Raw genomic sequence first — 21,514 nt, 5'->3', positions numbered from 1 at the left:
CTTTCTTCCTGACTTTATTCTGTAATCTCGATTTCGTGGGTCGTAACATTTTTTTCTTTGTCGATTCCAAATGCTTTCAGCACCGGATTTCCTTCCTCCATAAGGGAAAGGATAAGATATTCGATGGTCGGATCAAATGCCAGTCGTTTGTCTTCCTCTGACGGACGGGAAGGGGATTCAGGATGGGAATGGAAGTTCCCTATGATTTTATATCCGTTTGCTCTGGCATCTTTGAGTGCTTTAAGCTGTTCTTTCGGATCCATGGAGAAGTGTTCTATGCTGGCATCTACGTTTGTGAGGAGATAGACTTTTGTGACGGTGATCTCCTCATCTTCTTTGGTTCCTGCGAGGAGGCCGCATGACTCGTTCGGGAGGCCGGCAGTACAGTGTTCCAGGATGGTGGTGTAATCGGATTTTTTCAAATATAGTTTCATAATAAAACTCCTCGATGTTGTCAAGTTACGTGTGTGCAATAATCAATTCAACGAAGATACGCTTTCGCTGCCCTCGACTGGCAGCAGTACATAAGTGACCAGAATACGGTCACTAAGTACTGGCCGTCTCAGAGCATCTTCTTATGAATTATTATTCACACACTGTTTCTCGAAATATGTTCGTCGTACAATTGTCGTGTGGGCCGCAGTAATAGTTACGTTCATAATTGCAAACCAGCAAGTATCTGTATTTAAGAATTTCTATAAGTACTTCTGCAATATACAAATATAAGCCTTTTCTTTCCGGTACATGCCATATGTCAGGCTGCGTTACGTCCTGTCTGCAATTTCCAGTGTGTGGATAATTATTTCGTGAGAAGACGCTCTGAGACGGCCGGTACTTAGGGATTGTTTTTTAATCCCTTAGTATCCGCTGCCAGTCGAAGGCAGCGAGAGCGTGTCTTCGATGAAATACTTATCCAACACACGTAGTCCTCGCATTTTCCCACTATCGCAGCATTACATATGCATGTCGCATTCCGCCTGCTCGTAGTCGATCAGTTTTGTGATGGTCGGGTGATCGCCGCATACCGGGCAGTCATGGTTCTTAGGAAGTTTGATCGTACGGAAAGTCATTGTCAGTGCATCATAAGTAAGAAGTCTGCCTGTCAGGAGATCTCCTTTTCCGATGATGTATTTCACTGCTTCCATTGCCTGTAGGCTTCCGATGACTCCGCCCATGGCTCCGATAACTCCGGCCTGCTTACAGGTCGGCACTGCATCCTTCGGCGGCGGATCCTTAAATACGCATCTGTAACATGGTCCTTCTCCCGGCACATACGTCATAAGCTGACCTTTGAAACGAATGATTCCTGCATGGGAGAATGGCTTCTGTGCCATGACACATGCATCATTGATAAGGAATTTTGCCGGGAAGTTATCTGTTCCGTCGATGATGAAATCATAATCCCTGATGATGTCCATGATATTTTCTGATGTGATAAACTTACGGTATGTATTAACTTTGACATCCGGGTTGATTGCCTGCATGGTTTCTTTTGCAGATTTTACTTTCGCCTTACCAAGGTCTGCCGTTGTATGGATGACCTGTCTCTGAAGATTGGAAAGATCAACTTCATCGGCATCTGCAATTCCAATGGTTCCAACTCCGGCTGCTGCCAGATACATAGCTGCCGGTGCTCCAAGTCCGCCTGCGCCAATGATCAGTACACTGGAATTCAGAAGCTTCTTCTGTCCCTTCGCACCAACCTCTTTGAGGATGATGTGGCGGGAATAGCGCTCTAACTGTTCGTTTGTAAATGCCATTATCTTGCGCCTCCTCCCATGAAGTACAGAAATTCAACTTCATCACCATCTTTAACTTCTGTAGATTCGAAAGCACCACTTTCTATAAATTCGTCATTGATTGTTACGGTAACATACTGTGGTGTCTCTACGTCTTCTTTTTCAATCAGTTCCTTTACGGTAAGTCCTTCCGGGTATTCCTTCTTCTCTCCTTCAACTTTAATAAACATATCTCTTATCTCCTTTTATACTCAAAATTTGTGAAATTGGTTGTCAGATCATCTTCTTGTGAAAATGTTTATGAATCCCCTGAATATCCCCAACAAGTTCTTAAATAATTTTACAGCTTTGACAAGAATAATTAACCGTTTCACAGGAATTTCTCAACCATTGTCGTGCTTCCCGCCGGCAGGCTGGCTACCCACCGTCTTGATAATTTCCAGTGTGCGGATAAATATTTCGGGAGAAGATGCTCTGAGACGGCCAGTACTTAGAAACCGTATTTTGGTTTCTTACGTACTGCTGCCAGTCGAAGGCAGCGAGAGCGTATCTTCGATGAAATATTTATCTGACACATGTAAACTTATCAAACGTATTTTTCAAACAACTCTTCTATTTCTTCCTGTTCTTTCAGTCCTACAGTCTTTCCTTTTGCTTCTCCGTTTACGAAGCAGATCACTGTCGGAACTGACATGACTTTGTATTTCTCAGCCAGTTCTTTGTCATAATTCACATTTACTTTGTAGATGTAAATATTATCTTCATTCTCGTCTTCAATGTCTCCGAGGATTCCTGCCATCTGTTTGCACGGGATGCAGCTATCAGAATAGAAATCCACAAGAACCGGCTTGTCTGCTTTTAACACCTTTTCTTCAAAGTTCTCTGCATTGATTCTGAGTGCCATATCATTCATCCTCTACTTTCTTAACGATCAGGGTAAATGTATCATCCCCGTTGTCAGTGAGTTTCAGAATCTGATGTCCTTCTTCTTTAATGCTTCGCGGTACATTCTGTACCGGTTCTCCGTTATTCATACGGACTGCAAGGATCTGTCCATCGTCCAGTTCCTCAAGTGCAACCTTTGCTTTTACAAATGTTACCGGGCAGACAACATCTGTAATATCTACAGTATCATCAATCTTATAATCAGCCATCATAAGCTCCTTTCAGTACTTCGTACAGTTTTTCTTCTCCAACTCTGTCAATTGTAAATTTGAATCGCTCTCCTGCATTTGCATGATCTGCAAAAAACTGAATTGCCGCATCTGTCACACGGAAAAGCTGTTCTTCGGATGTTATCAGCGGAAGGAATTCTCTTCCTTTACTGATATGGTTTCCAAAAGTACCGCCAAATGATACAAGAAATGCTTTATTTACGTCCCATGCATCAACCGGGCAAGATTTTGCGCAACGTCCACAGTAATTACATAGCTGAGTGTCGATTACGAGCTTGCCATCCTGAAAAGTAACTGCTTCTTCCCTGCAGGCTTTTTCACAGACACCACAGTGAATACAGGTATCCTCTTTCCAGCTGATCTGTGCAGCGCCCTTGATTCCTACATCATTTTCTTCAGCTTTGAGGCAGTTGTTCTGACAGCCTGTTACACCAAATTTGAATTTATGCGGAAGCTCACGTCCGAAATATCTTTCATTTAATTTAACAGCTATATCATAACTGTTGATATTTCCACTCGGACAGACTGCATTTCCCTGACATGCTGTCACTGTTCGAACGCGTGGTCCGCAGACACCCGGGCGACATCCGCCCTTAGCAAGATCTACTGTCACATCATCAATATCATCTAATTTAATAAAAGGAATCTCTACACCCTGTCTGGATGTCAGATGTACGTAGCCATCTCCGTATTTCTCTGCAACCTCTGCAATTTTTTTGAGGTTTTCAGCGGTAAGTGCACCACCGACGCAGGCAAGTCTCAGAGAAAAATTGTTTTTCTGTTTCTGACGCATAAAGCCGCCTTTTTTTAATGTTGCGTAATCAACTTTCGCCATTTTTGTCCTCTCCTTCTATTACTCTTCTGAAATCTTCTTTTAAATCTTCAATATCTTCTATTCCCACACTGATTCGAATCATATCATCATATACACCGGAAAGTTCTTTTTCTTCCTGTGTCAGATGTGCCGCAATTGTGCTGGATGGATGTATCGCAAGTGTTTTCGTATCTCCTATATTTGATACCAGCCATGGGATCCTCAGTTCATTCAGGATTCGGAAAGCACGTTCTCTGCTTCCTGCTCTTAATGTAATGATTGCTCCGTACCCACCATGGAACTGTTGTGCCGCAATCTTATGATATGGATGTTCCGAAAGACCGGGATAGGAAACAGTAATTCCATGACCAAGTTCTTTCAAAAACTCCGCCAGCTCCATGGCGTTACTACAGTGGCGCTGCATTCGAAGTCCAAGTGTTTCAAGTCCGAGTGTATTCAAAAATGCATTCTGCGGTGCCAGACAGGCGCCCATACTTCGAAATAAACCGTTTCGCAGTTTTGCAAGATATGCAAATGGACCGAACTTCTTAAATTCTGCCATACCCGGAAATTTCTCTGCATTCCATTTGAAACCGCCGCCGCTGATCAAAATTCCACTGATTGCATCACTGCTCCCGTTTATATATTTTGAGGAGGAATGAATCACGATGTCAGCTCCAAGCTTTAACGGATTGATCAGATATGGGGTTGCAACTGTATTATCTACCAGAAACGGAACCCCATACTTATGTGCAATTTCCGCCACTCCCTGAATATCCGTTACATCCAGTTTCGGATTGCCAATTGTTTCTGCAAAAACAGCTTTGGTCTGAGGTGTAATCTCCGTTTCAAAAGCCTGTGGTGTATTCTCTCGTACATAAGTTGTCGTAATCCCGTAAGCTTTCAGTTCATCCAGAAGTTCTACTGTGCCGCCGTACAATCCTGCCGCTGCAACTACATGATCACCATTTTGCAGGATATTCATAAGAGCCATAGTCAATGCCGCCATTCCTGACGCGCATGCCACACTTCCTATTCCACCCTCAAGCTTCGTCATTCGTTTCTCAAAAGCTTCAACTGTCGGATTGTTGATTCTTGTATATGAATATCCGGCCCGTTTATTTGCAAAAATCTTTTCGAGTTCCTCTGCTGTATCGTGACGGAATGCACTGGACTGGTAGACCGGAACCTGTGTCGCGCCAAAAGGATTTGTCTCCTCTGTCCCATGAAGCAAAGTTGTATTAAAACCGTATTCTTTCATTCCTGTGCTCCCTTATATCCTTTCTTTTTGTTGCTATTACTATATACCCATAAACATACCATGTCAATATGTATTATATGTTTTTTCCAGTTTTTCCTTTTTCAGGATAACACAAACATTAAAAAACAGGACCAGATCAGTTCAATGACAAATCTGTCCTGTTTTACTTCTTTTACGGACTCGTTATACTTGCAAAATTCGTCCTGTCTCAGATTACATAATCACCCATATCTGCATTTTGTTCAAGCAGATCTTCCAGTGTGATTCCGTCAAAATATTCATTGATCAACTTGTAAAAATTTTCCCACATCTGTAATGTCTTGCAGGATGATGCTCTCTCGCACTGATTCGGATGATCATCAAGACATGCTACCGGTGCCATTGAGCCTTCTGTAATTCTTAAAATACTGCCGATCGTATATTCTGCCGGAGTTTTGGCCAGACGATATCCGCCTCCTTTTCCGCGTAATGCCTTTACAAACTTCTGTTTACTCAGTACAGATACAATGGATTCCAGATACTTTTCTGAAATCTCCTGTCTTCTCGCAATGTCCATTAATGGAATATATTCTCCATTGTTATGCTCTGCAAGATCCAGCATAACACGAAGTGCATAACGTCCTCTTGTTGATATTTTCATGTAAATCCCTCCATATATACCTATTATACTACAAGGTTATAGGGAAAACAAGTAATATCGTCAAATCACAAGATAATCTTCTCTTGCTGAACGGTTTTCCAACGCATAAACTTTGTTTTCTTTTATAACAAAAATGCGCTGTACAAAAACGTCTACTGTCTCCCCTGTATGTACAAGCGTTTCATCCAGTCCCCTTCGCGCGCTCAACTGAATATCTCCTACTTTCAGTCCCAGTTCAAAATAACTGCCGCGGAAGGCGACACGTTCTACCACCGCTTCTGATGCAGAACTTTTGTATTTCTGCACTTCATTTTTTCTGGTCACTTTGACAAATTCCGGACGGACGATTGCATGCTCTGCTCCGGCAATATCTTCAAAATAGTTGAAAATGTGATAATCCTTCACAATTGCTGCCTGACCAAAGAAAGATGCGCTGAAAGCAGTTTCCGGGCGCTGATATACTTCCACCGGACTTCCCTTCTGCTCAATGTGACCTTTGTTTGTAATAATGATCTCATCTGCAACTTCAATCGCCTCATCCTGGTCATGTGTGACAAAGATACTGGTGATACCGAGTTTTTCAATCATGTCTTTCAGCCATGTCCTAAGTTCCTGTCGAATTTTTGCATCAATAGCGGCAAATGGTTCATCCAGAAGCAAAAGCTGCGGATTAGGCGCCAGCGCCCTTGCAAAAGCAACCCTCTGTCTCTGACCACCGGACAGTTGGCTCGGATATCTTTTTTCCAGTCCTTTAAGGCCGATCAGTTCTATCAGCTCCGTTACTCTTTTTTTGATATAAGTTTTGTCAGCTTTCTGTACTTTCAGGCCAAATGCTATATTGTCATAAACAGTCATATAACGAAACAGCGCGTAGCTCTGGAATACAAAACCGATGCCGCGCTCACTTGCCGGAATGTTATTTACTACTTTTCCGTCGATGACGATCTTTCCGCTGTCCGGCTGTTCCAATCCGGCAATCATACGCAGGATCGTTGTTTTTCCGCTTCCACTTGGTCCTAAAAGTCCGATCAGTTTTCCTTTCTCAATTCCGAAGGAAACATGATCCGATGCTTTATAATCTCCAAAAGTCTTATTGATATCTTTTAATTCCACGTACATTATGCTTCCTCCTTTTTGCCCCGGTGCTCCATGATGCTTCGTATAATCAGAAGAATCACCGCCATAATCACAAGAATTGACGATACTGCGAATGCCGGCACATACTGAAATTCATTAAACAAAATTTCCACATGCAGTGGCAGCGTATTTGTCAGACCTCTGAGGTGCCCAGATAATACCGATACGGCACCGAATTCTCCCATTGCCCTTGCTGTACATAAAACTATTCCGTACAGAAGCGCCCATTTGATATGTGGAAATGTGATTTTTGAAAAAATAGTCCAGCCTTTCGCTCCCATCAGTGCTGCTGCTTCTTCCTCATCTGTCCCGATGGATTCCAGCACCGGAAGAAGTTCACGGAAAACAAATGGAAACGTCACAAATACTGTGGCAAGAATAATTCCCGGCACTGCAAATACAATCTGAATCCCGGCTTTTTGCAGATACGGATAAAAAATACTCTGTTTTCCTAATACGAGCAGATAAATCAGACCAGCGATGATTGGAGAAACAGTAACCGGTACATCGATCAGTGTTGTCAGGATTTTTTTACCTTTAAACTGAAATCTCGTCACTGCCCATGCCGCACACAATCCGAAAAATGTATTACATAAAACTGCAATGACTGTTGCCTTCAGAGTCAGCATCAGCGCATCGATTGTATAAGAATCTGTCACTGCTTCGACATAAATCTGCCAGCCTTTTTTTAATGCTTCCGTAACAACAACAAACAACGGCAGCACCAGCATCACGAAAAGAAAGAGGACGCTGATTCCAATCAGCAGATATTTTACTGCTTTTGATTCTGTTTTATTATTTTCCATCAGATGGCTCCTCCTCTCAATCTTTTTGAATTACGTGCCTGCATCAGATTCATCAGAAATAAGATTAAAAACGATGCAATGAGCATGACCAGTGCAATGGATGTTGCACTCTGGTAATCAAATTCCTGCAGTTCCGACATGATGATCAGTGGTGTGATTTCTGTTTCATACGGTCGGTTTCCTGCAATAAACACAACGCTTCCGTATTCTCCGAGGCAGCGCCCGAATGCAAGCCCTGTTCCGGTCAGAAGCGGAGGCAGAAGTTCCGGAAGAATTACTCTTCGAAAAATCAGCCCCGGTTTTGCACCCATGACACGTGCTGCTTCTTCATAAGAACCATCCAGTTTTTCAAGCACAGGCTGTACTGCCCTTGCTACAAACGGAATTCCTACAAAAATCAATGCAAATGTAATACCCAGTTTGGTATAAGCGATCTTGATACCGAATTTTGCAAAAAAACTTCCGATCAGTCCCTGGTCTGCTGTAAGAGATGTGAGCGAAATGCCTGCTACTGCTGTCGGCAGTGCAAAAGGAAGCTCTATCATCCCATCCATGATCCGTTTGCCAGGAAATTCATAACGCACCAGCACCCAGGCAAGAATCAGTCCCATCACAGCGTTGACCAGTGATGCACCAAGTGCTGTGATAAAACTTACGTAAAAGCTGGACAATACTCTTTTTCTTGTGATTACTTCGAAAAACTCTTTCAGTCCAAGCTGTGAAGAATATACTACAAGTGTTGCCAGCGGAATCAGGACTATGATACTCAGCATCGTGATCGTCACGCCCATTGTCAGTCCGAATCCGGGAATCACTCTTTTTTTACTTTTTTTCATAGTATCCGCTCCTCATCTTTTAGTTGCCGTAAATTTTGTCAAATACTCCGCCGTCTGCAAAATGTTTCTGCTGAACTTCCTGCCATCCTCCGAGATCATTGATGGTCTTCAATTCCATGCTGAGGTCAAAAACATCTTTATATTCGTTTAAGACCTGTTTATTTACCGGGCGATAATAATTCTGTGCGGCAATGCGCTGTGCCTCATCAGAATACAGATAATTCAGATATTCTCTTGAAACCTCTTCCGTACCGCGGTTTTCTGCCACTTCGTCAACAACTGCTACAGATGGCTGTGCAAGTACACTGATGCTCGGATTCACAATGTCAAACTCATCCGGATCATCTGTCACAGAGAGAAAAGCTTCATTTTCCCATGCAATCAGGACATCTCCCTGTCCATTTTCTACAAAAGAGGTTGTTGCACTTCTTGCACCGGAATCCAGCACAAGAACATTCTGATATAAATTTTTGATAAAATTTTCCATTTGCGCTTCATCACCATCGTATTGTTTCTGTGCATATGCCCATGCCGCAAGGTAATTCCAGCGGGCACCACCGGAAGTTTTTGGATTTGGGGTAATGACATCCACATCATCCCGAATCAGGTCATTCCAGTCCTGAATGTTTTTCGGATTACCTTTTCTTACAAGAAATACGATCGTTGATGTATAAGATGCGCTGTCATCAGGAAGTTCCTCTTTCCATCTGTCTCTGATCATCCCTGAATTTTCGATTGCATCGATATCATATTCAAGGGCCAGTGTCACAACATCTGCCTGAAGTCCATTGATCACTTCAAGTGCCTGTTTGCCGGAACCTCCATGTGACTGGATGACATCGACATCCTGTCCTGTTTTTTCTTTCCAGTGTTCTTTGAATATTTTATTATAGGATTCATACAGTTCTCTTGTCGGATCATAAGAAACATTAATAATATGTACATTCGTTCCTGCTCCGGCATCGTAGGAACAGATGCCGGCAAATCCGGCGATTCCAAGAACTGCTGCCAGACAGAGGTTTCGAAATTTCTTTTTCTTCATTTGTGCCACTCCCTGTAGATTATTATAACATACGCAAATGATATGTTTTATGTTAATGGCATTATATACCAATAAACATATCTTTTAAATATGTTTATTAGAAAACGTTTGCACAGCTTGAAATTTCAGAAAAAAACAGCCGCTGTCATTTCGACAGCAGCTGCTCAATATTCCTGTATTTATTTCACATCATCATAGGTATCAAGGAAATTATGTCGTACCCCATCCTGCTTATATCCGATAACGGTGTTGAGGTTGACATTCTCCACACTTCGAAAAATATTATATTCAATAACCGGATCTTTCTGGGCAAGTTCATGGATCAGTTCTTTAATCTCAGCCCTCTTTGAACCTTTTTCTGTACCGCCGCAGGATGCACAGTGCTCTGTAAAGCGGCATGCACACTGGATAAAATGCAGGTCATTATAATTTGCCCAGTGAATGATATCCGCCTCACGGATTAAGTACAGGGGGCGGATCAGCTCCATACCCTCAAAGTTTGTACTGTGAAGTTTCGGCATCATGGTCTGCACCTGTGCGCCATAAAGCATTCCCATAAGAATCGTCTCGATCACATCATCATAATGATGACCAAGCGCAATTTTGTTACATCCAAGTTCTTTTGCCTTACTATAAAGATATCCCCTTCTCATACGTGCGCAGAGATAACACGGAGACTGCTCCTCAGAGGCTACAATATTGAAAATGTCTGATTCAAACACTGTAATCGGCACATTTAGAATCTTTGCATTATCTTTGATAGTCTGATAGTTTATTTCATTATAACCCGGATTCATCACAAGAAAAACAACTTCGAAATTTTTCTTTCCATGACGGGAAAGCTCCTGAAAAAGCTTTGCCATCAGCATGGAATCCTTGCCTCCGGAAATACAGACCGCAATCTTGTCTCCATCCTGTACCAGTTCATATTCCCGGATTGCCTTTGTAAAACGTCTCCAGATCGGTTTACGAAATTTCTTGATAATACTACGTTCAATATCCTTTGTACGCTGCTCTGCTTCATTGTGATTTGCCATCAGTCTGCCGAGTTTGAGCTTCAGCCATGCACGATAGCCGTTTTTGACACTGTAGATCTCATATCCCTGTTCCGTCAGTTCTTCCGCGATCTCCTCACTCTTCTGCCCGGTATAACAAACCAGATAGACCGGACAGTCCCTGCGAATCTCATCCATATGCTCTTCAAGCTCTTCCCAGTATATATTGACTGCACCCGGATAAGTCTCTTTTTCAAAGTCAGCCTTATCACGGATATCTATTACCTGTTTTTCCCTTGTATCCTTTTCTAATTCTTCAATCGTTCTTATACACATATCAATCTTCCTTTATCTTTTCACATATTCCCCGGCTGTAATGTTACTGTTCATTCCGTTCACAGTAACTACTATATACAGTAATCACTCCAGAAACTTTCCGAAACATGTGAACAGCTGTTTCTCACAAGAAGTTTTCCTGACAGTTCCATCCTCACAACACCACTGTGTCCGCCCTTCATCCGGTCCAGAAGAAGATACAGCGCAAAACGTCCCATTTCCTCTTTCGGAAGGCCAACAGTTGTCAGCATCGGTTTCGTATACTGTGCCTCTTCAATATCATCACTCGCTATTATCGACGGAGTAAAATAGAGATTTCTGCATCGCCGCAGACATTTTAGCATTCCCACAGCTGTAATATCATTCGCACAGTAAATTCCGGTTGGACAGTCTTCAGATTTCAGAAGTTTCTCCATTGCCTCAAAACCTTCAATCTCGGTCTGGTTCGACTCTACAACATATTCCGGTATCACATCCAGATGGTTCTGCTTCAATGTATCCAGATATCCGTTATAACGGTCTTCATTCCTGCATCCACCCACATAACCGATATTACGATGTCCCAGTGAGATCAGATGCTCTACTGCCATCGCGGCAATCTTTTTGCCGTCGCAAAGGACCTCATCTACTTCATAATTCGTTGAATTTCGGTTTACCGAAACCACGCTCCGGTATTTCTGATTCAGTTTTTTCAGGGCAAGCGGATTACATCGCCCGATAATGATCAGACCATCCTTTTTTTCTTCTGTCTCAGTATACATGCCCTGAATGATCTGGTCAAGATTTTCTCTCCGGCATTTTCGGTCATCTGAAAAGAACGGTTTGTACCACACCTTTGAAAGGATACAGTTCTGTCCATGAATTTCACTTTCTATAATATGAAGAAGCTCTGTAAAAAAAGGATCCGTTCTGGACTCATCTGTTCTAGTCATCAGAACATGAATATGCCAGATTTTGCTTTCTTTTGCCTGTGTTCCTTTTTTGAGGTTACGTGCCGCTTCATTTGGGACATAATTCAACTCCATTGCAATGGACCAAACTTTTTCTCTGAGACCCGGTACGGAACATCTGTAATCGGGCTTATTCAGGATACGGGAAACGGTTGATACCGATACTCCTGCTTTTTCTGCGATTTTTTTGATTGACATGTGTATTTCCTCTTTCTGCCAGACATACGCTGCGTATATAAAAATAACCGGAAGCCAGAGCGACAGAGCCGCCTGAAACCTCCGGTCATATTCAGATATAGTACATTTCCTGTTTTTCATAATGATCGGCATAATAACCGGTCATCTGTGCCAAAGTAAGATTTGACAGAATCTGATCAAGTTCCTGATTGACGGAATCCACCACCAGTTTCTGGATCGTATCGGAGATTCCCTTGTAACTGTTTTCCGCCAAAGCATCCTCATCTTCAAGATGATAACTTCCCTCCAGGGCCTCTACCACGGATGCAACAGTGATCTTATCAGCATCTTTTGCCAGATTATATCCTCCCTGCGAGCCTTTGACACTTTTTACGATACCTGTTCTTCGAAACGAGGCAAATATGTGTTCCAGAAACTGTAAAGAAATGTCATTTCTTTCAGCAATGGTTTTCAGGGCTACCGGTGTGGTGGACGGCTGTGCTGCCAGATCCACCAACGCAGTGAGACCATATCTGGTTTTTTTACCGAATTTCAATTACTGGATTGCCTTGAAAGCTTCATCCAGATCCTGAATGATATCATCGATATTTTCCGTTCCGATGGAGAGACGGATAGTGTTCGGTTTGATACCCTGATCCAGAAGTTCTTCCTCTGTGCACTGGCTGTGTGTGGTGGTTGCCGGATGGATAACCAGTGATTTAACATCTGCAACGTTTGCAAGCAATGAAAACAGTTCCAGATTATCGATGAAATCTTTGGCTGTCTGTGCATCTCCCTTTATTTCGAATGTGAAGATAGATCCACCGCCATTCGGGAAGTATTTCGCATACAGAGCTTTCTGGCTTTCATCATCTGTTACTGACGGATGATGAACTTTTTCAACCTGCGGATGATTGTTGAGGTACTGAACAACTTTCAGTGCGTTCTCTACATGACGCTCTACACGAAGAGACAGTGTTTCAAGTCCCTGGAGGAAGATAAAGGAGCTTACAGGAGAGATTGTTGCCCCTGTGTCACGAAGAAGGATTGCACGAATCTTTGTAACAAACGCTGCTGGTCCGCATGCTTTTGTGAAGCTGATTCCATGGTAGCTCGGGTTTGGCTCTGTCAGGGACGGGAATTTACCGGAAGCTTCCCAGTCGAATTTACCGCCTTCTATGATTACACCACCGATAGTTGTTCCATGTCCACCGATGAATTTGGTTGCAGAATGAACAACGATATCTGCACCGTACTCAATCGGTCTTACAAGGTAAGGTGTTGCAAATGTGTTATCTACAACAAGCGGAATCTGATGTCTGTGTGCGATTTCTGCGCATGCTTCAACATCAACTACGTCAGAGTTCGGGTTTCCAAGAGTCTCGATGTAAAGTGCTTTTGTATTGTCCTGAATTGCATTTTCTACTTCTTCAAGATTAAAGATATCAACAAATGTTGTTGTGATTCCGTAAGCTGGAAGTGTATGCTCCAGAAGGTTTGTTGTTCCACCGTAGATATTCTTTGCTGCTACAATATGATCCCCGTTCTGTGCAAGGTTTTCGATTGTGTATGTGATTGCCGCTGCACCGGAAGCTACTGCAAGTGCTGCGCTGCCACCTTCAAGAGCTGCGATTCTCTTTTCGAATACATCTTCTGTCGGGTTTGTCAGACGTCCGTAGATGTTACCTGCATCTGCAAGTCCGAAACGTGCAGCTGCATGGTCGCAGTTACGGAATACATATGAAGATGTCTGATAGATTGGAACAGCTCTTGCATCAGTAACCGGATCCGGCTGTTCCTGTCCTACATGAAGCTGAAGTGTTTCGAATTTAAATTTTCTATTTTCTCTTGTAATTTTTTCACCCATGGATCTAATCCTCTTTTCTGTTTTTTAGTAACTGTTCAGTACCCTCACAGTTACGAGTCAAAATGCATTCCAAATCACCTTCGGTGATGGCATTTTGCCTTATATGTCTCGGGATTTTGGCAAAAAATATGCCAAAACGCCTCGCGGGATACTACCTTCTGAATAGTTACGTTTTTTATTATTATTTATGTCCGCTATATATACATTATGAAATGCTTCGCAGCAAGATTACTCTGTAAACAATGCTGTTGAATAATATCTGTCACCTGTGTCCGGAAGAAGAGCTACGATTGTTTTACCTTTGTTTTCCGGACGTTTTGCCTGCTCAATTGCTGCATAGAGAGCCGCACCTGAGGAAATACCAACCAGGACACCTTCTTTCTTTGCAAGAAGTTTCGCTGTTGTAAAGCATACTTCGTTATCGATCGGCATAATCTCATCATAAACCTGTGTATTCAGCACTTCCGGAACAAATCCTGCGCCGATGCCCTGAATCTTATGTGGTCCGCCTTTTCCTTCGGAAAGTACCGGAGAAGTTGCCGGCTCCACTGCTACGATCTTGACATTCGGATTTTTCTCTTTCAGGTATTCACCTGTTCCGGTAAGTGTTCCGCCTGTACCAACACCTGCAATAAAGATATCTACCTTACCGTCTGTATCATTCCAGATCTCAGGACCTGTGGTAGCTTTATGTGCTGCCGGGTTTGCAGGGTTTACAAACTGTCCAGGAATAAAACTGTTCGGAATCTCTTTTGCAAGTTCATCTGCTTTTGCGATAGCACCTTTCATTCCCTTGGCACCTTCTGTAAGAACCAGCTCTGCTCCGTATGCTTTCAGGATATTTCTACGTTCGATACTCATTGTCTCAGGCATTGTAAGAATGATTCTGTATCCTTTCGCTGCTGCGATGGATGCGAGTCCGATACCTGTATTTCCGGAAGTAGGCTCGATGATTACGGAACCTTCTTTCAGAAGTCCTTTTGCTTCTGCATCTTCGATCATAGCTTTTGCAATTCTGTCCTTAACGCTTCCTGCCGGATTGAAGTACTCAAGCTTTACAAGTACTGTTGCTTCCAGTCCAAGCTCTTTCTCTATATTTGTTACTTCTACCAGTGGAGTGTTGCCGATCAGTCCAAGGGTTCCTTTATAAATGTTTGCCATAATAGTTACCACCTTTCCCTATATTTTCATCTTGTTTTATTAACATACCTCTTTGATATGTTTAGTATGTTATTCTATTTTTAATAAATTGTCAATAGGTTTTGGAAAAAAATTGAACTTTTTTCGATGCTATAGTATAATCCTGATTACGCGAAAATTTATTTTAGGAGAATACATTTATTATGGAACATCAATCCCCAAAAGCAATTCTGGTTGTCAGCTTCGGCACCAGTTATGAAGCTTCACGAAAAGCAACGATAGAAATAATCGAACAGGATATTGCAGATGCATTTCCCGATCACAGAATCTATCATGCATGGACCAGTAAATTTATCATCTCTATTCTGAAAAAAAGAGACAATATTTCCATTCCTACTGTGTGTGAAGCAATGGAACAGATGATTCATGATGGCATTCGGTCACTCATCGTTCAGCCCACACATATTCTGGATGGCATTGAAAACAACGTTATGAAAGAGGCAGTTCTTTCTTATAAAGATTCTTTTGATCAGATTGTTTTCGGTGCTCCACTTCTTGCCACTTCAGAGGACGAAACACGTGCGATTGCAGCTGTAACTTCTGAATTTAAAAACTTAAAAGAAACGGACGCTCTTGTCCTTATGGGACATGGCACCACTCATCAGATAAATACTGCTTATGCAGAACTTGACCGGCATTTCAAATCACTTGGACATTCCAATGTCTTTATCGGAACTGTCGAGGCCGATCCGACTATTCATAATCTTGTGAAGGAAGTAACTGCCTTCCATCCAACCGGTATTTATCTGACACCTTTTATGATCGTTGCAGGAGATCACGCACATAATGACATGGCAGGAGATGCTCCGGATTCATGGGTCAGTCAGTTTAGCTCTGCCGGCTTTGAAGTATGTCCCGTCCTGAAAGGTCTCGGTGAGTACCCAGGCATACGTGCGCTCTTTGTAGAACATGTAAAAGAAGCAATCTCTGCACTTTATTAATTATCAGTACACAAAAAGGTCCGGACTCTGAATATATCAGATGATCCAGACCTTTTTCTGTCTTTTTCTTATTTGATTCAATTTCAGGTATCCTGCCGACTCTTTTTGCAGATCTGTATTCCCGCCAGAAGCAGAATCGGAAATACGATTGCAGCAAAAATTCCCATTCGCAGATTATTTCCAAGATTACTTGAAACAAATCCTGCCAGTGTCGGACCTCCGGAGCATCCAAGATCCCCCGCCAGCGCAAGCAGTGCAAACATTGCTGTACCGCCGCCCCGTATCGATGCCGATGCAATACTGAATGTACCCGGCCACATAATTCCTACAGAAAATCCACAGATTGCACAGCCCAACAGACTGAGCAGAGGATTCGGTACAAAAGAAATACAAAGATAGGAAATCACACAAAGTATACTACTGTATGTCATGAATCTCTTCAAATCGATTTTTTCACCGTATTTACCATAAAGAAGCCTTGCCAGCCCCATCAAAAAAGCAAATGACATCGGACCTGCGAGATCTCCCACAGTTTTACTTACTTTCAGGCCCTCTTCCGCAAAAGTAGATGCCCACTGGCTGACAGCCTGTTCACTGGCTCCTGCACAGGTCATCATCAGCATTACCACCCAGAAAATCTTTTTACCAAAAAGTTCACAGATCGTAAGCCCTTTCTCACCCTCTTCATGCAGCGAATAGATTGGTGAAAACAGAAAGACGATTCCATTCAGAACCGGAATAACTGCCCAGATACGTGCAAGGATCTTCCAGTTTTCAATTCCCATCATACTGAAAAAAATAGTTGAAATCAGTACTACTCCGACATGTCCCCAACAATAAAACGAATGCAGAAGGCTCATTGCTTTTTCTTTATTATCTGTCGGACATGCCTCTATGATCGGACTGATCAGTACTTCAAGCAAGCCTCCACCTACTGCATAAATGGCAACAGCAATCAGGATTCCGGCAAAAGGATCTGCTGTAAGCTCCGGAAGCAACGTCAATGCCAAAAGGCCGACTGCTGAACAAATATGTGCGATCGTCACCGATGCTTTGTATCCGATTCGGTCTACAAATCCTGCAGACAAAAGATCAATTAGAAGCTGGATTATAAAGTTGATCGTGATCAGAAGTGTAATCTTTGACAGCGGAATCTGGTATGTCTTCTGAAACGTTACAAATAATAATGGTACAAAGTTATTGACGATTGCCTGCACAATATATCCTACAAAACAGGCATACATCGTTCTTTTATAAGATGTTTTCATTATTTCTCCCGTTGTTTTAAATCTCTTTCTGTCATAACATCTGCATCCTGACTTCCGGCATCAGTTGTTCTATCAACGCTCTGTCCGGCGGTTTCGTACCGACAGTTATTACAGCACCTGCTGACACAGCCATGCAAAGTCTTACCATTTCTTTTTCAGAAAGCTTTCTGTCATGGGCATATGCAAGTGCAGCCACCATCGCATCTCCGGCACCAACGGTGGAATGTGCTTTCACTGGCAAAGCAGAACAGTTTATCTTATAGTTTTCTCCTGCAAAAACAGCTCCGTCTTTTCCCATAGAAACTACCACTGTCTGTATCCCTTTTTCGTGGAAGTTTTCTGCGGTTTCAATAATTTCGTGAACAGTCAGAACATGATCTGTGCCAGTGTATTCTTCAAGTTCCGATCGGTTTGGTTTTATTATATCCGGAACTGCCTTTAATGCCAGCCGAAACAATTCTCCATCTGCATCCAAAAGAACTTTGCCGCCCTTTTTATGGACACATTCTGTAATCTCTGCATAGATAGTTTTTCTGACTCCGCCTGGAACACTTCCCGCAAGAACGACCAGTGTCTCATTGTCTGTATACGTACAGATTTTCTGAATCAGTGCTTCTGTCTGATTTTCCGTAATTGCCGGTCCCGGTTCATTGAGTTCAGTCACACCTCCGACACAGTCAAAAATTTTTGTGTTGGTTCTCGTATCTCCATCCACATAGATAAAATCATGACGGATATTCCGGGCATTTAATACATTTTCGATTGTCTTGCCGGTATTTCCTCCAAGGAACCCCATAGCAAGACTTTCCCCTCCAAGCGCATGGATCGTTTTGGAAACATTAATTCCCTTGCCGCCGGCATCATACTCGATCCGCCGGATACGATTCAGAGCGTATGGCTGAAATTTGTCAACCTCCACCGTCTTGTCGATTGCCGGATTCATGGTTACTGTTATAATCATTTTTTACTCCTGTAACTTTTAGCAACGATTTCTTTTGTTTACGAAATAATTAAGGATTCCGCCTCCGACAATGATCACCATTGCCACTGCTACGACACGTTTGGCCGCCTCCTGCGGAAGCTGACTCTTAGATCCGATAGAATCTGAATAAAACGTCAGATTATAGTCGATCTCATGTGGTGCTCCCATTGCAGTGGTATCTGCGATTACAGGCAGTGCCTCATCCATAGAAAGCACCGGAATCTCAAAGACGGAATTCATTCCCTCTTCATTTGTCGGAAGATATTTCTCTCCGTCCACGATCATGTAATCATAATTGGAACTGCTCCACTGAATCTGGGCATATGCCTTCCCGTCTTCTACCGTAAGGATCGTCGGGGAAGTTACACTTGCCTTACCACTTCCACCTTCAAGATCTACCTGTATGGAATATTCCCCGTCCTCTTTATCGACTGACATTCCGTCCGCCTGACATACACCGGAAAAAGCTACAATCCCTGTAAATGCCGCCGCAAGCAGCCAGGTAATTTTTTTCTTCATAATTTATTACTCCATTTTCTCATTTTCTCACCTAATATAACACAGCAAATCTTACATTGCAAACACTATACACTTCTAGTATAATAAAAAGAATGTGATTTAAATTAATCTTAAAATTATCAGGAGGATTTTTATAATGAAAGGAACTTTATTTGGAGTTGGCGTCGGACCTGGAGATCCGGAATTAATGACACTGAAAGCAGTACGTATGATCCGTGAAAACGAGGTCATTGCAGTACCGGGTGCTGATGTCAGAGAAACCGTTGCTTATAAAATTGCTGTTCAGGCAGTACCGGAGCTTGCAGATAAGGAACTTCTTCCAATCTACATGCCGATGACCCATGATGCCGAAGAATTGGAACTCAATCATGCAAAAGGAGCCAAGACTCTTGAATCTTATCTGGATCAGGGAAAAAATATTGTTTTCCTGACTCTCGGGGATCCATGTGTTTATTCTACATTTTCCTATCTGCAGCATCGTGTGGAAGCAGACGGATATCATACAGAACTTGTCAGCGGAATCACTTCTTTTTGTGCAGCCGCAGCTCGCCTGAATATTTCTCTGTCCGAGTGGAATGAACAGCTTCATATCATTCCAGCCGTTCACCGTCTGGACAATGAACTGACAGAATCCGGAAATTATATTCTGATGAAATCCGGCAAAAAAATGAATCAGGTAAAGGAAATCCTGTCACGAAGCGGTAAGGATGTTCTGATGGTTGAAAACTGTGGTATGCCGGATGAGCATATTTACCACAGCGTAGAAGAAATCCCGGATGATGCTGGATACTATTCTCTGATCATTGCAAAGGAGCACAAATGATCGAAACCAGAAATCTGACAAAAACTTTTGACAATTTCACGGCCGTAGATTCTCTGGATCTGAAAATTGAGACCGGAGAGTTTTTCGGTCTCCTCGGTCCCAACGGTGCCGGTAAGACAACAACGATCAGTCTTCTCTCAACCCTCCTGCTTCCTACAAAGGGCGAGATTCTGATCGATGGTCAGAAACTTACCCGAAACCGTCCGGATCTGAAGCGCAAGATCAGTGTGATCACGCAGGAATATTCCATGCGTCAGGATATGAATATGGATGAAATCATGGAATATCAGGGCCGGCTTTATTTTATGCCTCGTAAGGAGATCAAACGACGCACGGAAGAGCTGCTGGAATTCTGTGATCTGATCAAATTCCGCAAACGTACTGTGCGTAAACTTTCCGGCGGTATGAAACGTAAGCTGATGGTTTGTCGTGCACTTCTGACAGATCCGGAAATTCTGCTTCTTGATGAACCGACTGCCGGTATGGATGCATTGTCCCGTCGTCAGATGTGGAATCTTCTCCGCAAACTGAACGGCAAAAATCTGACTATCCTGCTCACAACACATTATATGGAGGAAGCACAGAATCTCTGCAGCCGTGTAGCACTGATGGATCATGGCCGACTCGAAGAGGTCAGCACGCCATCTGCCCTGATAAACAGTCTTGGTAATTATACTGTAGATGAATTTTCAGGTGATGAAACAAAAAGTCACTATTTCCACACCCGTGAAGAAGCGATTGCCTATCTCTCCGGTCTTTCCGGTCAGGCTTCCTTACGTGAAACAACGCTGGAGGATGTTTTTGTCGAACGTGCCGGCAGACATCTGATGCCATCATAGGGGGGACTGAGTATGGGAATTATTACGATTTTATGGGAAAAATGGGTAGAATTTCGAAGAGATTTCTATAAGATCACTCTGGCTGCGATGATTGCACCCCTGATGTATCTTGTCGTATTTGGAATGGGTATCCAGACGGTTTCGCACGGTCAGCCTTATCTGAATTTCCTGATTCCGGGTGTCGTCTCACTGACCACCATGAATGGAAGTTTTAATGCAATCGCGCAGAATCTGAATGTACAGCGTCTTTATGAAAAAGCTTTTGATCAAGTTATGATCTCACCGACACCTCTGTGGCAGTTTATTGCAGGACAGATCATCGGTGGAAGTCTTCGTGGTTTTTATGCCGGTGGAGTAATCCTGATTCTGACACTTCCGATCGATACAGGTCTGATCTTTAATGGATGGTCTTTTCTGATCATGTTCTTGAATGGCGCTGTCTTTTCTGCAATCGGAGTTGTGGTTTCTTTCCTTGCAAAGAACCATGCAGATGTGCCGCGTTTTTCGAATTATATCATTATGCCGATGGCATATCTCTGTAATACGTTTTTCTCTACGGAAAAACTGCCTGGGATTCTCGGAAAGTTTGTGTCTGCGCTTCCGCTTTCACAGACCAGCCATATGATCCGAAGTATTTCCGCAGGGGAAGGCCTTCAGATGACGGGAATCGCCGTACTGGGGGCATATCTCGTGGTGTTTACTGCGATTGCATCGTGGTTTATATATAAAAAGAAGAATCTGTAAGGGTATTATTTACGAAAAGGCTACATGTATCTGTTCTGCCACAGGCTTCAGAGTTTTTGACAGTAGACTGCTCACGCAGTCATTCAGAAGAAAGGACAGGTTCTGTGCCAAAGCTGCGTTTTCTACTCAGAACATGCGCCTGTTTGCTGCCAGTCGCCCAAACTCGCCTGCGGCTCAAACAATGGGCTTGATGGCCGCAGCTGGCATGTTCTTCGCTACGAAAGCCTCGCTGACGGCGTAGAACCTGTTCTTTTTCTGAATCTACTGCTGAACTTAGCTGCTGTCATAATAAAAGTCAGCCAGGAAAGGCACATGCAGCCTTTTCTGTCCATTATACCTTACAAGGATTCCGGTAGCCGCAGGCGCAGTAGACTCGCTCCGAGCGGAACACCCTCGCTAGTTTGAATTTGCGGCTGATTTGTT

Annotated in this window: 24 protein-coding genes; 4 read left to right on the top strand and 20 right to left on the bottom strand. The window is 43.0% G+C overall.

All coding sequences use genetic code 11. The annotated features are described in order from the left end of the window. Positions 1-14: 14 nt before the first annotated feature. From DWW86_RS00890 to cysK, 17 genes are all read right to left on the bottom strand, one after another. On the bottom strand, positions 15-434 hold the full coding sequence (locus DWW86_RS00890) for a M67 family metallopeptidase (RefSeq protein WP_117941994.1): 420 nt from the start codon (positions 432-434) through the stop codon (positions 15-17). Between the two features lie 519 nt (positions 435-953). After that, the gene (locus tag DWW86_RS00885) at positions 954-1,760 is read right to left on the bottom strand and encodes a HesA/MoeB/ThiF family protein (RefSeq protein ID WP_015542537.1); all 807 of its coding nucleotides are present in this window, start codon (positions 1,758-1,760) and stop codon (positions 954-956) included. Then, positions 1,760-1,969: a sulfur carrier protein ThiS gene (thiS, locus tag DWW86_RS00880; RefSeq protein ID WP_072521285.1), complete on the bottom strand. Its 210-nt coding sequence runs from the start codon at positions 1,967-1,969 to the stop codon at positions 1,760-1,762. The genes DWW86_RS00885 and thiS overlap by 1 nt, the downstream gene beginning before the upstream one ends. 356 nt (positions 1,970-2,325) lie before the next feature. Beyond that, entirely contained in the window at positions 2,326-2,643 is a 318-nt protein-coding gene (gene trxA, locus DWW86_RS00875) for a thioredoxin (RefSeq protein WP_072521286.1), read from the bottom strand. 1 nt (position 2,644) lies between these two features. Further along, positions 2,645-2,893 carry a sulfurtransferase TusA family protein gene (locus DWW86_RS00870; RefSeq protein WP_015542534.1) on the bottom strand — a complete coding sequence of 83 codons (249 nt, stop codon included), beginning with the start codon at positions 2,891-2,893 and terminating at the stop codon, positions 2,645-2,647. Next, positions 2,886-3,749, bottom strand: a complete 864-nt coding sequence (locus DWW86_RS00865) for a ferredoxin-like domain-containing protein (protein WP_072521288.1) — start codon at positions 3,747-3,749, stop codon at positions 2,886-2,888. Before DWW86_RS00865 ends, DWW86_RS00870 begins: the two co-directional genes overlap by 8 nt. Then, positions 3,736-4,989, bottom strand: coding sequence for an O-acetylhomoserine aminocarboxypropyltransferase/cysteine synthase family protein (locus DWW86_RS00860; RefSeq protein WP_072521289.1), 1,254 nt, complete (start codon positions 4,987-4,989; stop codon positions 3,736-3,738). Before DWW86_RS00860 ends, DWW86_RS00865 begins: the two co-directional genes overlap by 14 nt. Before the next feature lie 208 nt (positions 4,990-5,197). Next, the gene (locus tag DWW86_RS00855; protein ID WP_072521290.1) at positions 5,198-5,629 is read right to left on the bottom strand and encodes an RrF2 family transcriptional regulator; all 432 of its coding nucleotides are present in this window, start codon (positions 5,627-5,629) and stop codon (positions 5,198-5,200) included. Positions 5,630-5,689: 60 nt separating this feature from the next. Beyond that, on the bottom strand, positions 5,690-6,748 hold the full coding sequence (locus DWW86_RS00850; protein ID WP_072521291.1) for a sulfate/molybdate ABC transporter ATP-binding protein: 1,059 nt from the start codon (positions 6,746-6,748) through the stop codon (positions 5,690-5,692). Further along, positions 6,748-7,572: a sulfate ABC transporter permease subunit CysW gene (gene cysW, locus DWW86_RS00845; protein ID WP_117941993.1), complete on the bottom strand. Its 825-nt coding sequence runs from the start codon at positions 7,570-7,572 to the stop codon at positions 6,748-6,750. Before cysW ends, DWW86_RS00850 begins: the two co-directional genes overlap by 1 nt. Next, positions 7,572-8,408 (bottom strand): sulfate ABC transporter permease subunit CysT, encoded by an 837-nt coding sequence (gene cysT / locus DWW86_RS00840; protein WP_117941992.1) that lies wholly within the window; start codon positions 8,406-8,408, stop codon positions 7,572-7,574. Before cysT ends, cysW begins: the two co-directional genes overlap by 1 nt. 19 nt (positions 8,409-8,427) lie before the next feature. Further along, complete coding sequence (locus DWW86_RS00835; RefSeq protein ID WP_117941991.1) at positions 8,428-9,450, bottom strand: sulfate ABC transporter substrate-binding protein; 1,023 nt, start codon at positions 9,448-9,450, stop codon at positions 8,428-8,430. 179 nt (positions 9,451-9,629) lie between these two features. Continuing rightward, positions 9,630-10,781, bottom strand: a complete 1,152-nt coding sequence (locus tag DWW86_RS00830; RefSeq protein ID WP_072521295.1) for a PP-loop family protein — start codon at positions 10,779-10,781, stop codon at positions 9,630-9,632. 71 nt (positions 10,782-10,852) lie between these two features. Further along, positions 10,853-11,929 (bottom strand): LacI family DNA-binding transcriptional regulator, encoded by a 1,077-nt coding sequence (locus DWW86_RS00825; protein WP_072521296.1) that lies wholly within the window; start codon positions 11,927-11,929, stop codon positions 10,853-10,855. A 91-nt stretch (positions 11,930-12,020) separates the two neighbouring features. After that, on the bottom strand, positions 12,021-12,464 hold the full coding sequence (locus DWW86_RS00820; RefSeq protein WP_117941990.1) for an Rrf2 family transcriptional regulator: 444 nt from the start codon (positions 12,462-12,464) through the stop codon (positions 12,021-12,023). Continuing rightward, complete coding sequence (locus tag DWW86_RS00815; RefSeq protein ID WP_072521298.1) at positions 12,465-13,775, bottom strand: O-acetylhomoserine aminocarboxypropyltransferase/cysteine synthase family protein; 1,311 nt, start codon at positions 13,773-13,775, stop codon at positions 12,465-12,467. It lies immediately after the preceding gene. 228 nt (positions 13,776-14,003) lie between these two features. After that, positions 14,004-14,936, bottom strand: a complete 933-nt coding sequence (gene cysK / locus DWW86_RS00810) for a cysteine synthase A (RefSeq protein WP_117941989.1) — start codon at positions 14,934-14,936, stop codon at positions 14,004-14,006. A 182-nt stretch (positions 14,937-15,118) separates the two neighbouring features. On the opposite strand from cysK, the gene DWW86_RS00805 reads away from it, so the two are divergent. Continuing rightward, the gene (locus tag DWW86_RS00805; protein ID WP_117941988.1) at positions 15,119-15,916 is read left to right on the top strand and encodes a sirohydrochlorin cobaltochelatase; all 798 of its coding nucleotides are present in this window, start codon (positions 15,119-15,121) and stop codon (positions 15,914-15,916) included. Positions 15,917-15,999: 83 nt separating this feature from the next. Here the strand turns inward: DWW86_RS00805 and DWW86_RS00800 are convergent, their stop codons facing one another. From DWW86_RS00800 to DWW86_RS00790, 3 genes are read right to left on the bottom strand one after another with little or no spacing between them, the layout of a single operon-like run. Next, the gene (locus DWW86_RS00800; RefSeq protein ID WP_117941987.1) at positions 16,000-17,184 is read right to left on the bottom strand and encodes an MFS transporter; all 1,185 of its coding nucleotides are present in this window, start codon (positions 17,182-17,184) and stop codon (positions 16,000-16,002) included. Between the two features lie 31 nt (positions 17,185-17,215). Further along, positions 17,216-18,145, bottom strand: a complete 930-nt coding sequence (gene pfkB, locus DWW86_RS00795; protein ID WP_117941986.1) for a 1-phosphofructokinase — start codon at positions 18,143-18,145, stop codon at positions 17,216-17,218. An 18-nt stretch (positions 18,146-18,163) separates the two neighbouring features. Continuing rightward, positions 18,164-18,685, bottom strand: coding sequence for a hypothetical protein (locus DWW86_RS00790; protein ID WP_117941985.1), 522 nt, complete (start codon positions 18,683-18,685; stop codon positions 18,164-18,166). A 136-nt stretch (positions 18,686-18,821) separates the two neighbouring features. Between DWW86_RS00790 and cobI the strand changes: the two genes are divergently transcribed. Genes cobI through DWW86_RS00775 form a run of 3 tightly spaced genes read left to right on the top strand, consistent with a single transcriptional unit; the run spans position 18,822 to position 21,091 of the window. Then, positions 18,822-19,508: a precorrin-2 C(20)-methyltransferase gene (cobI, locus tag DWW86_RS00785; protein ID WP_072521303.1), complete on the top strand. Its 687-nt coding sequence runs from the start codon at positions 18,822-18,824 to the stop codon at positions 19,506-19,508. Further along, positions 19,505-20,347, top strand: coding sequence for an ABC transporter ATP-binding protein (locus tag DWW86_RS00780; RefSeq protein ID WP_117941984.1), 843 nt, complete (start codon positions 19,505-19,507; stop codon positions 20,345-20,347). Before cobI ends, DWW86_RS00780 begins: the two co-directional genes overlap by 4 nt. A 12-nt stretch (positions 20,348-20,359) precedes the next feature. Further along, positions 20,360-21,091, top strand: a complete 732-nt coding sequence (locus tag DWW86_RS00775) for an ABC transporter permease (protein WP_117941983.1) — start codon at positions 20,360-20,362, stop codon at positions 21,089-21,091. Positions 21,092-21,514 lie beyond the last annotated feature (423 nt).

It is taken from the genome of Ruminococcus sp. AF17-22AC (genome assembly GCF_003460065.1).
Taxonomy (GTDB): Bacteria; Bacillota; Clostridia; order Lachnospirales; family Lachnospiraceae; genus Blautia_A.
Note: the sequence above shows the minus strand (reverse complement) of the source record. Positions and strands in the feature narration are given on the sequence as shown.